This window comes from Candidatus Aalborgicola defluviihabitans (assembly GCF_016705985.1).
Lineage (GTDB): Bacteria > Pseudomonadota > Gammaproteobacteria > Burkholderiales > Burkholderiaceae_C > Allorhodoferax > Allorhodoferax defluviihabitans.
Genome location: NZ_JADJKN010000024.1, coordinates 541,424 through 554,774, shown reverse-complemented (window position 1 = coordinate 554,774; position 13,351 = coordinate 541,424). Strand labels below are relative to the sequence as shown.

9 protein-coding genes are annotated in these 13,351 nt (G+C 61.1%); 7 read left to right on the top strand and 2 right to left on the bottom strand.

Annotated elements, in window-relative coordinates; genetic code table 11:
• Positions 1–89: 89 nt before the first annotated feature.
• Together IPI80_RS21405 and IPI80_RS21400 are read left to right on the top strand one after the other, a co-directional pair.
• Positions 90–965, top strand: coding sequence for an ankyrin repeat domain-containing protein (locus IPI80_RS21405; RefSeq protein ID WP_413863545.1), 876 nt, complete (start codon positions 90–92; stop codon positions 963–965).
• 40 nt (positions 966–1,005) lie between these two features.
• Complete coding sequence (locus tag IPI80_RS21400) at positions 1,006–2,223, top strand: 6-phosphofructokinase (RefSeq protein ID WP_413863543.1); 1,218 nt, start codon at positions 1,006–1,008, stop codon at positions 2,221–2,223.
• A gap of 78 nt (positions 2,224–2,301) precedes the next feature.
• On the opposite strand, the gene IPI80_RS21395 is transcribed toward IPI80_RS21400, so the two are convergent.
• Both IPI80_RS21395 and IPI80_RS21390 read right to left on the bottom strand, forming a co-directional pair.
• Complete coding sequence (locus tag IPI80_RS21395; protein WP_413863541.1) at positions 2,302–4,659, bottom strand: DUF1631 family protein; 2,358 nt, start codon at positions 4,657–4,659, stop codon at positions 2,302–2,304.
• A 211-nt stretch (positions 4,660–4,870) separates the two neighbouring features.
• On the bottom strand, positions 4,871–5,428 hold the full coding sequence (locus tag IPI80_RS21390) for an HNH endonuclease (protein ID WP_413863538.1): 558 nt from the start codon (positions 5,426–5,428) through the stop codon (positions 4,871–4,873).
• A 214-nt stretch (positions 5,429–5,642) separates the two neighbouring features.
• On the opposite strand from IPI80_RS21390, the gene IPI80_RS21385 reads away from it, so the two are divergent.
• The 5 genes from IPI80_RS21385 (at position 5,643) to IPI80_RS21365 (ending at position 13,333) form a co-directional block, all read left to right on the top strand.
• Positions 5,643–6,617, top strand: coding sequence for a bifunctional riboflavin kinase/FAD synthetase (locus IPI80_RS21385; protein WP_413863535.1), 975 nt, complete (start codon positions 5,643–5,645; stop codon positions 6,615–6,617).
• Positions 6,618–6,747: 130 nt separating this feature from the next.
• Positions 6,748–9,648: an isoleucine--tRNA ligase gene (gene ileS, locus IPI80_RS21380; protein WP_413863533.1), complete on the top strand. Its 2,901-nt coding sequence runs from the start codon at positions 6,748–6,750 to the stop codon at positions 9,646–9,648.
• A complete protein-coding gene (gene lspA / locus IPI80_RS21375; protein ID WP_413863530.1) occupies positions 9,648–10,190 on the top strand; it encodes a signal peptidase II in 543 nt (180 codons plus the stop codon). Before ileS ends, lspA begins: the two co-directional genes overlap by 1 nt.
• Before the next feature lie 33 nt (positions 10,191–10,223).
• Positions 10,224–12,470, top strand: a complete 2,247-nt coding sequence (locus IPI80_RS21370; protein WP_413863527.1) for a M1 family metallopeptidase — start codon at positions 10,224–10,226, stop codon at positions 12,468–12,470.
• A complete protein-coding gene (locus IPI80_RS21365) occupies positions 12,467–13,333 on the top strand; it encodes a hypothetical protein (RefSeq protein ID WP_413863525.1) in 867 nt (288 codons plus the stop codon). Before IPI80_RS21370 ends, IPI80_RS21365 begins: the two co-directional genes overlap by 4 nt.
• Positions 13,334–13,351 lie beyond the last annotated feature (18 nt).

Here is a 13,351-nt window from a genome sequence, read left to right as displayed (position 1 = left end):
GCCAACACCACCGGCGTGAGTTTTGAGACCGCCAAGAGCCGGCTGCGCTACGCACGCAGCCGCTTGCGCGAACTGCTACAGGAGTACGCATGAACCAGCCGCGTGATGAGCTACTGGAGCGCTACGCAGACGCCGTGGCGCAAGACCCGCGCCGCCCATCCGAGCGGGTGCGCAACGCTGCGTGTGCGCATGCCCAGCTGTTGCACGATCAAACTGCGGCCATGCTGCCAGCAAAGAATGGCGCTGCTGCCAGGCCTGCTGCCAACCAACCGCAATGGACGTTATCGCTGGTCGCCAGCCTGGCCGTAGTGGGCCTGGCAGGTTTGATGTATTTGCAAATCGACCGCAGCACGCAGCAAGACCGCGAAATTGCCATGGGCGCTGCTGCCCCTAGCCCCACCAACCCAGCTACGGCAGTTGCCACCCACCAGGAAAAGTCGGCCAACCCGGTAGTCCCACCCCCGAAGGTCGCGACGCAAACGGGCGCCAGCAAGGCAACAGAGCAATTCGCTGACGCCAGCGCCCGGGTGGACGCCAAGCGAGAAGTCAGAGCCGAATCTTCGGGGCGCATGGCCCAATCGAATCGGTCCACCGCGTTGACACCTGCCACACCCCCTGTGATGGCGGCACCGCCTGCATATTCAGCGCCTGCGCCAGCACCTTCGCCAGCACCTGCGACGGCAAAGGATGTAGCCCCCACCGCAATACCGCTTTTGGATGCCGCGCGTACCGGGAACACAACAGCCCTGCAGGAACTGCTGGCACAAGGCGCACCTATTAACGCCCGAGACGACAACGGCAACACCGCGCTGATGCTCGCCGTGCGCTACCGGCATGCCACCACCGTACGCAAACTGTTGGACTTGGGCGCCGATACCGGATTGCGCAACCACGAGGGGTTGACGGCACTGCAAATTGCCCAGCAGATGGGTTTTGCGGACATCGCAGAAACCTTGCTACGATAAATCTTCGCGTATCGGCCACTCTCAACAGAAAGCAGGCACCATGGCATCCGGCAAAATTTTGGTAGCCCAGGGCGGCGGCCCCACCGCCGTCATCAACCAATCCCTGGTGGGTGTGGCGCTGGAGGCGCGGCGATTTAAGGGCATTGAGCATGTGTACGGCGCCCGCCACGGCGTGCGCGGTATCGTCAATGAAGACTTTGTGCACCTCACCCAGGAGACCAGCCACAACCTGGAACTGGTGGCCCGTACGCCGTCCAGCGCACTGGGCTCCACCCGGGACAAACCCGATGCAGCATACTGCCTTGAGATCTTCAAGGTGCTGCAGGCGCATGAGATCGAGCACTTCTTCTACATCGGCGGCAATGACTCCAGCGACACCGTTCGCATTGTCAGCGCCGAGGCAAAAAAGGCCAACTACCCACTGTGCTGCATCCACATTCCCAAGACCATCGACAACGATCTGGTGGGCAACGACCACACGCCGGGCTTTCCATCAGCCGCACGGTATGTAGCGCAGGCATTTGCCGGCGTTAATCTGGACAATGCCGCCCTGCCCGGCGTGTACCTAGCGGTGGTCATGGGGCGTCACGCCGGATTTCTCACTGCCGCCTCGGCGCTGGGCAAGAAGTTTCCCGACGACGGCCCGCACCTGATCTACGTACCCGAGCGCACCTTCGATCTGGCGCAGTTCCTGGCCGACGTGAAGGCCACCTATGCCCGCCTGGGGCGCTGCGTCATCGCCGTGTCCGAAGGCATCCACGACGCCTCGGGTACGCCCATTGCCGCCCAACTGGCCAAAGACCTGGAGCAAGACGCACACGGCAACTTGCAACTCAGTGGCAGCGGCGCACTGGCCGACTTGCTGTGTGAGGAGATCAAGAGCAAGCTGGGCATCAAGCGGGTGCGCGGTGACACGCTGGGTTACATCCAACGTTCGTTCATTGGTTGCGTCTCCGATGTGGACCAGCGCGAGGCGCGTGAAGTGGGCGAAAAAGCCGTGCAATTTGCGATGTGGGGCCAGCGCGATGGCTCGGTGGCCATCAAGCGCACGGGTTTTTACTCGGTGGACTACGAACTGCTGCCGCTAGACGCGGTAGCCGGCAAAACTCGGGTGATGGAAGACGCCTTCATCACCCCTAGCGGCACAGACGTAACCGACGCCTTTCGCCTATACCTGCGCCCCCTGCTGGGCTCGGGCATGCCCGACGCCTTTCGCCTGCGCACCAACCCGGTGACCAAGGTGCTGCGTCCGGAATAACCATTGTTGAACAAATCTGACTCTAGCCCTCGTAAAATCTACGTAGCTTGCTATTAAATTAATAGTAACCTGAGATTGCTAAGCAGTCAGTTGCAGGTCGTTGTCCACCATGATCTTGTCGAGGGCGCGACCCACAATGGCGTCGGAATCGAGCACGCGCATGCGCCCAAGGCGCAGCATGGCGGCCACCTCGCGCTCGGAGCGCACAAACGCATCAAAGCCGTCCCGGTTGGTAAACAAGAGCCGCGTACGCATGGGGCTGACCCAGCTCAGGCGGCAGCGCACCTGCGCACCGACCTCCAGGGTGGCCTCAAACCACATACCGCGCTCAAACGCCTGCGCCTGGGCATCGAAAGTGTCAATGGCGGAAAACTGACGGGCGGCCCGGCGCTCGTCGAGCTGCTGCAAGGCGACCTTGCCATCACGCTCTTCCAGCGCCGCTGAACCGGTATCCAGAGGCACCGATTGGGATCCGCCCTGGGTCAACCGGATAGCCATGGTGTGCGTGGAAATGAGCCGGCGGGTAAAGAGGGCGCGCGGCCTGCCGTTCCAATCGATGCTGTCAAGCCCCACGTTGAGCTGGCGCACCATGTCCGGCAGGATGGCCACCAGCTCCCGGCGCTCCTCCGATGTGGTCTTGGGCTGCACCGACCAGATCAAGCGCTCCATGGTGGTCACGGCCTGGGGATGGCTTTCTGCCCGATGGGCTTCATCCATCCAGGCACGGGCCAATACCTCGCGCCACTGGTCGGTCAAAAACGGCAGCAGAAAAGCTGCCAGCGGCTGCTCCTGTGACAGCGCCTCCATGCGCTCGTGGATCAGCTCGTCCGCCAGCGACAGCGCGTGCTCCCAGGTTTCGCCCTTGTGCTCTTCCTGGGCCACGGGCTCCACACGGGACTGGGCTTGCTGTTCGGTTTCGAACAAAAACTCGGTGAACTCGCGCAGCAGATTGACAAACAGCGAGAGGTCGTCTTCAAACTCGGTCAGCACGCGCTGCACCGTGTGCTCAATGCGCTGGTAAAGCGGATCGTTCTCGCCCTTCTCAGGCGCCCATGCCACCGAAGCACCAGCCAGCGTGTCCACCAGGCGGCGCGCCGGGTGTTGGTCAGAGAGGAAAAAGTCGCGGTCGATCATGGCCGCCTTGAGCACCGGAATTTGCAACCGGCCGATGATGACTTTCATCTGCATCGGAATGGCCTGATCGGCGAACACAAAGTCAAATACTTCGGCCAGCGCGTCCACCGTGCCACGGTCCAGCTCGGGGGCATGGCGGATCTCGTCACGCTCGCGCATCTGGCGCAGCACGTTGTGTTCGCCCAAGTCCTGGCCTTCGACCCACTGGGGCGATGCCTGCGCGCTGGCACCAGCCTGCAAATTGCCCAGGTAGCCCATGAGCGCCGGGCTGGCGGCCTCAAACACGGGGCGGGTGTGGATTTCACTGTCGCCCGAATCCGCATCGGCATCTGCACCCAACGATACCCGGCGATCCGAGCTCAGGCCCAGGCGCTGCAGAAACTGGCGGGCCTGGGCTGCCACGGTGCGGCCCACAGGTGCCAGGGCGCTCCAAGCCGAGCGCGCGGCCTCGCCCATGGGCGCAAAACCCGAACGCCCACTTGGGGCGGCACTGCCTGCGTCCAATGCTGCGGGCTGCGACGCCGTGGAAGGCGCCTGGCTGCCACTGGCTTGCGGCGCACCGCTCAGAGGCATGTGGCTGCTGGTACTGGGCTTGATACGCAGTGCGCGCTCAGCCGGAACACCGGCCTTGACCAGGGTGGCGTTCAGTTCGGCGTAAAGAGGCTCCAGATCCAGCCAGGACGCAGGATCCAACGACTCCACCAGGTCCTGCGTGGCTTGCGCGTCCAGTTCGCACAGTTCCCAAGCCGATACAAACGCGCGTAGCAACACCACAGGCTGGAAGGGGTTGTCGTGAATCGAGCAGCTTTCCCGACCGAACAACACGCTCAGGCGCTGGTTCAGGGGCTCCAGCACAGCTTCATAACGGGCACCAAAGCGCTGGGCAATACGGTCCAACAACAGCACACGCTCCACCTCGCCCACGTCAATCAGGCTCAGACTCAGGCCACGCAGGGCCTCGTCGGCGACCGAGGGACTCACAGGGCGCACCAATTGCGGCAAGATGGTGGACAGTTCGTCGGCCATCTCGTTGGCCAGAGACTTTTGCAAGGCACTGTTGAATCGCGTGCCATAACGCCCCAACAAGGCGTGTGCCGAGCGCAGGTTCTGACCCACACCCAGGCCCGGCTTGGCGTCAATCAACTCCATCAGGTGGGCGCGCACCATGTCCAGCAGGCGCGCATCGTTCTTGCCAAAGTAGGCAAGCGTTTGCGCGATCAGCGTGCGGGCAAGCCCCACAGTCTGGTTGGGATGCCCATGGGTCGCAGATTGACCGCTGGAATGGGAATGCGCGGTTATCACAGTGGAGCCAGTCAGGATTCGAATCACGCCTCGGGGAAGCGCATGAAAAAGGTGCAAAAGGAAGTAGTCTACCTGCCTACGATTGTGGTGGATTTACCTCGATGGTCCACTACCTGCAATGACGGCAAGCGTTGAATCAAGGCAAAAAGACTCCAAGAAATGTAATGAAATGTAAACACAGGGCTTACCCCATCAAAACGCATCCTGGAACTTAGGTCAGCAGGCGTGAGGGCTTGGGTACGTGTGCAATCAAAAACTCCATCTGGTCCGCCAGAATTCGGCGGTTGCGCAGAATAAAGTCTTCCCACAGGCTGGGCACGTAGGGGGTGTAAATCAAGGGCATGTTGGCCTGCTCCGGTGTGCGGTGGCTTTTGCGGTGGTTGCAGGGCCTGCACGCCGTCACCACATTCATCCAGGTGTCCACGCCTTTTTGCGCAAACGGGATGATGTGCTCACGCGTGAGGTCATGCTCATGAAAGCGGTCGCCGCAGTAGGCGCACACATAACGGTCCCGTTCAAACAGTTTTCCGTTGGTCAGGCCGGGGCGCAGTCTGAAAGGGTTAATCTTGGGGACACCGCGGGTGCCAATGATGCTGTTGACACGGATGATGGACTGCAATCCTGTGACCGCGTTGTGCCCCCCGTGAAACACGGCTACCTCGCCACCGGATTCCCAGCGGACCTCGTCCGACGCGTAGTGAATCACCGCCTGCTCCAGCGAGATCCACGATTGCGGCAGCCCTTGGGCCGACAGCTTCAAGACTTTCAAAACACGCCCTCCTGAAACATTGCGGGACAGACCGCAGTTACGCGAAGCGAACCAGCTCTGTCCCCAACACTTCAAGTCTGCAAAACAGGCTGTAGCAGCGTGGAAGGTAAAGCTGCCCACGCTGCTGCGTCACAATATACCCTCTTTCCGTGTCCAATTGACCCTGGGCGCCTTCCTCCCTTGCGCAGCCTGCTATCAAAAAGATAACACACTCATGAAGGTTTTTCGCGGCTTCCACCATCCGGGCATAGCCCCGGCCTGCGCCCTGACGATTGGCAATTTCGACGGCGTGCACCGTGGTCACCAAGCCATGCTGTCACTGCTGCGCGGCGAGGCCCAACAACGGGGCGTGCCCAGCTGTGTGCTAACTTTTGAGCCCCATCCGCGGGACTACTTTGCAAAAAAATTCCAGAAACCCGACCTGGCACCCGCGCGGGTCGGCACGCTGCGCGACAAGCTCGACGACCTGGCCAACTGCGGTGTGGGCCAGGCCGTGGTGCTGCCGTTTGACGCGCGCCTGGCATCACAATCTCCGCAGACCTTTGTTGACACCGTGCTGGTGCACGGCCTGGGCGCCCGCTATGTACTGGTAGGCGACGATTTCCGCTTTGGTGCCCAGAGAGCCGGAGACTACGCCTTTCTGGATGCCGCCGGCGTCACCCAGGGGTTTGACGTAGCCCGCATGAACAGCTACGAAGTGCACGGCCTGCGCGTCTCCAGTTCCGCCGTCCGCGAGGCCCTGGGCCAGGGCCGCATGCAGGATGCGGCGCGCCTGTTGGGGCGACCTTATTGCATATCCGGCCATGTGGTGCATGGGCGCAAACTGGGCCGCACCCTGGGCTTTAAAACCCTGAACCTGCGTTTTGCCCACTGGAAGCCCGCTGCCAGTGGCATTTTTGCGGTGCTGGTGCACGGTCTGTCTGCCCAACCGATCCAGGGTGTGGCCAACCTGGGCGTGCGTCCTTCGCTGGACCCGCATGACGTGAATGGCGGGCGGGTTCTGCTGGAGACCCATTGCCTGGACTGGCCGGCCGAACTAGGACCAGAGGGTGCCTACGGTAAAATCATCCGTGTGGAACTCCTGCACAAACTACATGATGAGCTGAAGTACGACGGCCTGGACGCCCTGACAAAGGGTATTCAACAGGACTGCATCGAGGCGCGCGCCTGGTTTACCGCCCGAATTTGACAGGGCCGACCATCCGGTCGCTGACGCACCTTGCCCCGCGTTCTGTCTGCTAGCCCAAATACCGCTCTGCCAAAGCTGGTGCACCCACAAGCACCGGCACGGCCCCCAAGATTTCCTGGATGGAACCGCCATGACCGATACCGTTGATTACCGCAGCACCCTGAATTTGCCCGACACCCCATTCCCCATGCGAGGCGACCTGCCCAAGCGCGAGCCGGCCTGGGTCAAGGAATGGAACGAAGAAGGTTTGTACCGCCGCCTGCGGGATGCCCGCCAAGGCGCGCCGCTGTTTGTGCTGCACGATGGCCCGCCCTACGCCAACGGCAAGCTGCACATCGGCCACGCGCTGAACAAAGTCCTGAAGGACATGATCGTCAAAAGCAAGCAACTCGCTGGGTTCGATGCGCAATACATCCCCGGGTGGGACTGCCACGGCTTGCCCATCGAGAACGCCATCGAAAAATTGCATGGCCGCAACCTCTCCCGTGACGACATGCAGGCCAAGAGCCGCGCTTATGCCACCGAGCAAATTGACCAGCAGCGCGAAGACTTCAAGCGCCTGGGCGTTTTGGGTGACTGGGAACGCCCCTACCGCACCATGGACCCGGCCAACGAGGCCGGCCAACTGCGAGCCTTCAAACGCGTGATCGAACGGGGGTTTGTCTACCGCGGCTTGAAGCCGGTGTATTGGTGCTTTGATTGCGGCTCTTCCCTGGCCGAATTCGAGATCGAATACGCCGACAAGAAGAGCGACACGCTGGACGTGGCGTTTGAGGCCAACGACCCCGCCGCGCTGGCCACAGCTTTTGGCCTGAAAGAACTACCCGGTGGCGCAGCGTCCGCCAAAAAGGCCTTTGTGGTGATCTGGACCACCACTGCCTGGACCATCCCCGCCAACCAGGCTTTGAACGCCCACCCCGAACTGGACTACGCTCTGGTGGATACCCCGCGCGGCGTGCTGCTGCTGGGTGCGAGTCTTGTCGACAAATGCCTGGAGCGCTTTCAGCTCGAAGGCACGGTCATTGCCACCGCCAAGGGTGAGGCCTTGCGTGGCCTGGTGTTTCGCCACCCGCTCTATGACGTGGATGCAACGCAGAACGAATTCGGCTACAAGCGCCTCGCGCCCCTGTACCTGGCCGACTATGTGAGCGACAGCGACGGTACCGGCATCGTGCACTCATCACCGGCTTACGGCGTGGATGACTTTAACTCTTGCGTAGCCCACGGCTTGGCCTATACCGACATCCTGAACCCCGTCCAAGGCAACGGCAGCTATACCGAAGAGCTGCCCCTGTTTGGCGGCCTGAACATCTGGAAAGCCTGCCCTGTGGTGATCGAGGCCCTGCGCGAGGCTGGCCGCCTGATGGCCACGCAACCCATCCAGCACAGCTACCCACACTGCTGGCGCCACAAGACGCCGGTAATCTACCGCGCCGCCGCCCAGTGGTTCATCCGCATGGATGCCGGTGAGGGTGTTTTCACCAAGGACAAGGCGCCCAAGACTCTGCGCGCGCTGGCACTGGACGCGATTGAGGAAACCAATTTCTACCCAGAAAACGGCAAAACCCGCCTGCGCGACATGATCGCCAACCGGCCCGACTGGTGCATCAGCCGCCAGCGCAGCTGGGGCGTTCCTGTGCCCTTCTTTCTGCACAAAGACAGTGGCGTGTTGCACCCCAACACCATGGCCATCCTGGATCAGGCGGCTGACATTGTGGAGAAGGGCGGCATCGAGGCCTGGAGTCGTGTAACAACGCAAGACATCCTCGGTGCAGCAGACGCAGAGCACTACACCAAGAGCACCGACATTCTGGAGGTGTGGTTTGACTCCGGCTCTACCTTCCAGCACGTGCTGCGCGGCAGCCACAAAGATGCCTATAACCGCCCACCGTTCCATACCGAAGGGCCCGAAGCTGACCTTTACCTCGAAGGCCACGACCAGCACCGGGGCTGGTTCCACAGCTCACTCTTGCTGGGCTGCGCCCTGTATGACCGCGCGCCCTACAAGGGCCTGTTGACGCACGGTTTTGCTACCGACGGCCAGGGCCGCAAGATGAGCAAGAGCCTGGGCAACACGGTTGACCCACAAACCGTGACCAGCAAAATGGGCGCAGAAATCGTGCGGCTGTGGGTGGCCTCCACCGACTATTCGGGTGACCTCAATATCGACGAAAAAATCCTGGCCCGCGTGGTGGATACCTACCGCCGCGTGCGCAACACGCTCAAATTCTTGCTGGCCAATGTCAGCGACTTTGACCCGGCCAAAGATGCAGTGCCGATGGATCAGATGCTGGAGATCGACCGCTACGCCCTGTCACGCCTGGCGCAGTTACAGACCGATATCCTGGCGCACTACAAGGTGTACGAGTTTCACCCGGTGGTCTCCAAGCTGCAGGTGTATTGCAGCGAAGACCTGGGCGCGTTCTACCTGGACATCCTCAAAGACCGCCTCTACACCACGGCCGCCAGCAGTTTGGCGCGGCGCTCGGCCCAAACGGCGCTTTGGCAAATCACCCAGGCCATGCTGCGCTGGATGGCGCCGTTTTTGAGCTTTACCGCCGAAGAAGCGTGGGTCGTGCTGGGCGCTGCGGGTAAAACACCCACCGCCACCCGCGAGTCCATCTTCCTGGATAGCTACCTGAACCTGGCCGAGCCGGACGTGGATCTGTTGGCCAAATGGAGCCGCATCCGCGAGATCCGAGAAGCGGTCAACAAGGACATCGAAACCGTGCGCGCTGAAGGCAAGGTGGGATCAAGCCTGCAAGCCACGGTGCAACTCACGGTCGCGCCCGAAGACTACGCCAACCTGTCCAGCCTGGGCGATGACCTGAAGTATGTGTTCATTACATCCGCTATTGAGTTGATAGCTGGTGACGTATTTTCTGCAAGGGTTAGCGCCTCAAATGCCGTGAAATGTGAACGTTGTTGGCACTACCGCGACGATGTCGGCCACGATGCCGCCCACCCCACCCTGTGTGGACGTTGCACCAGCAACCTGTACGGTGTCGGTGAAACCAGGGCGTTTGCATAATGGCCGCGCGTGGCGGCAAGGGTACATTCGGCACGAAGGGCGGCACCAACACCGGCCTGTTGCAGTGGCTGGGCCTGGCGTTCATCATTTTGCTGGTGGACCAGTTCACCAAGGTGCTGATCATCGGCTACTACCACCTGGGTGACAGCACCTCTGTAACCAGCTTTTTCAATGTAGTGCGGATTCACAACAGCGGTGCAGCCTTCTCGTTTCTGGCCAGTGCATCGGGCTGGCAGCGCTGGTTCTTCACTGCGGTTGGCGTGATTGCGGCGGGCATCATCATCTGGATGCTGCGCGCCCACCCGGGGCAGAAGCTGTTTGGATTTGCCATGGCCAGCATTTTGGGTGGTGCCATTGGCAACGTGCTGGACCGGGTGCTGTATGGCTACGTAGTGGATTTTCTGGACTTCCACTGGAGCTGGCTGGCGCCGGTGTTTGCGGGTGGCCACTTTCCTGCGTTCAACGTCGCCGACAGCGCCATTACCGTCGGCGCAACCTTGCTGATAATTGATGAACTGATACGGGTGCGCCGATCCGGTTAGTATGTCGCCACTAAAAAGTGGAGACAAATCACCATGCATTTCCTATTTCCGCGCGGCCTGCAGCGGGCTGTGCTTGCGGTCGCGTGTGTCAGCGCCTTGCTGACGGGCTGTAGCAGCGACAAAAAAATCACCGACGCAGTCGCCCCATCACCGCTGGCTGCCAGCGTCAACACCCCCGCCCCTCCCAGCCTGGATGGCATTGCCCTGGCCCCGCCCAACGCGCGTGCTGTGGCTGTTTCCAGTGCCCCAACGGCCTGGGGCGGTGAACGAACCGACGCGCAGGCCACTTTGTCTGACCGCGTGGTGCAGTACGACATTGCAGCCACGCTGGACCCAATCAAGCACACCATCGCTGGCAATGAAAAGCTGACCTGGCGCAATCGCAGCAACGTGCCCGTCCGATCAATCTATGTGCACCTGTACCTCAATGCCTTTGAGGGCTCGGGCAGCACGTTCTACACCGAGCGCAAGACGCGTGGCTTTACCTTTCGTTCGGATGTGGAAACCGAAGACGGTGACTGGGGCCACATTGAGCTGAATTCCGTGAGCCAGGGTGGCGCTGCAGTGCCCTGGTACTTTGTGCACCCGGACGAAGGCCCCGACACCGACCACACCGTAGTGCGCATGGACCTGCCCACCGCCGTGGCACCTGGCAAAAGCACCACACTGGACATTGGTTTTTTTAACCAGTTGCCCCGTGTCGTCGCGCGCACTGGCTATTTCGGCACATTCCACCTTGTCGGTCAATGGTTCCCCAAGATTGCGGTTTTGGAACTGCCGGGCGAGCGTGGCGCGACACAGCCACGCTGGAACGCGCACGAAATGCACCTGCACAGCGAGTTTTATGCCGACTTTGGTAGCTACGACGTCAAAATCACGGTACCCAAGGGTTACACCGTGGGAGCCACTGGCGAAGAAACCAGCCCGGCCACCGAGAAGGATGGCCAAATCACCCACCGTTTTGTGCAGAACGATGTGCACGACTTCGCCTGGACCGCCGACAACCGCACTGCGCCCGTTGTCGAAGGCACCTACAACGGCGCGGGCAGCCCAGTCGTCACCGTCAAGGTGTTGTTCCCACCCGAATATGCTGATAACGCCCAACCCGCTCTCAAGGCCGCCATCGACAGCCTGGCCTACTTCTCGCAAACGCTCGGCCCCTACCCCTACAAAACCCTGACCGTGGTCATTCCGCCCTTCAATGCGGGTGAGGCCGGTGGCATGGAGTACCCAACCTTCATCACGGCGGACAGCGTTAAGGATTTGAAGCCCGATACCACAGGCAGCTACCTCCTGGATTTCGTGACCATCCATGAATTCGGTCATGGCTATTTTTACGGCATTCTTGCATCCAACGAGTTTGAAGAGCCCATGCTGGACGAAGGCCTGAACCAGTACTGGGATCTGCGCATGCTGCGCGAACGGGGCCAGGCGATCCACCCCATCCCGTTGGCCTTGCGCAAGCTGGGCATGGATCTCAAGCTGGATGTGTTTTCCATTGAACGTGCCGGTGCCGATATCCGCGAACCGTCCGACGCTGTGGGCAACAACTCGTGGGACCGTTACTCATCCCGCGGCTACAGCTCGGTGTATTCGCGCACCGCCACGACCATGCACGACCTCGAAGAGCGCCTGGGCAAGGACGTGACCGAAAAAGCATTCAAGGCCTACTACAAGCGCTGGAAGTTCCGCCACCCCAGCATTGCCGATTTGCGCGACGTGTTGATTGAGGTTTCCGGCAAGCGTGATGTGGTGGAGACCGTGTTTGCACAACAGGTTTACAACGCCACACGCGTGGACGACCGTATCGAAAAATTCACCAGCATCGAAGAATTGCCCCAAGCCGGTACCGCCAATGTGAACGGCAGTTGGGTCGAAGAGACCGAAAAGCAGGTCAAAAAACGCATCAGCGCCTTGCGCAAGGAATTCAAAAAGGCCCACCCGGATGCCGCCAAGGACAGTGGTCCCTTCGCCTACCGCACCACGGTTAACCTGCGCCGCCGTGGCGCACCCATGCCGCAAGAACTGGTGGTGAAATTTGCCGACGGCTCTACTGAAGCCGTGCCATGGGACAACACCAGCCGCTGGGAACGATTCAGCTGGGTCAAGCCAGTCAAGGCCATCTCGGCCGAACTCGACGGCAAGCGCCAGAATTTTCTGGATTTCAGCAAGATTGATGACAGCAGCACCATCGAGGCAGACCGCAGTGCCTCCACGCGCTGGAGTACCCAGATTGCCGCTTTGGCCCAACTGATTCTCTCCCTGGTGGTGACACTATGACTATGACTGCAAACACCCACGCCGCACGCCTGCCTGTAACGCGCCAGGCCCTGCAGTGGCGCCTGATGGTTCTTTGGATGGTCGCCCTGCTGCTGCCTACTTTGATGCTGATCATTCCACTGTGGCGCGGTCTGGCTGCCGCGCTGGACCACAGCCTCTATGCATCGCAATGGGCACACCAACTCGACGCCATCGTCATAGCCGATGTACTCAATAGCCTGGGCGACAGCGGGTTTGCAATTGGACAGGCCGGCGTCACGGCTCTGCTGCTGACCCTGCTGCTGTCGCCGTTTCTGAGCGGCACCGTGATCACAGCCGCCCGTGCCAGCACCCGACCCGGTTTTGCCGAACTGATACAGGGTGGCGTACGGGAGTACGGTCGCCTGCTGCGTATGCTGCTCTGGTCTGCCCTGCCCCTCGGTGTGGCCGCGGGTCTGGGCGCCTTGGGCATGCACTGGGCGAAGGATTTCGGCGAAAAGTCGATTCTGGAATCGGACGTGCAGATGGTCGGGCGTATTGCACTGGCCGTCATGATCGTGCTGCTGCTGCTGGCGCACCTGACGGTGGATGCGGGCCGGGCCCAATTTGCACTGTTCCGCAACCGCACCTCGGCTATCAAGGCCTGGTGGAACGGCCTCAAGACGCTGCGCCAACACTTCTGGCGCATGCTGGGCAGCTATGTCTTGCTGAGCGCAGTGGGCCTGGGTCTGGCGCTGGCAATCACCGCCTTGCGTGTGGCCTTGCCACAGCTCGGTGTCGGCTGGACATTGATCGGTTTGGCACTGGCTGAACTGGCCGTCGCGACCGTGGTCTGGATGAAGATTGCACGCCTGCTGGCGCTGATACAGCAATCACGCCACTGAGGCGCAACCGTCCGTGGG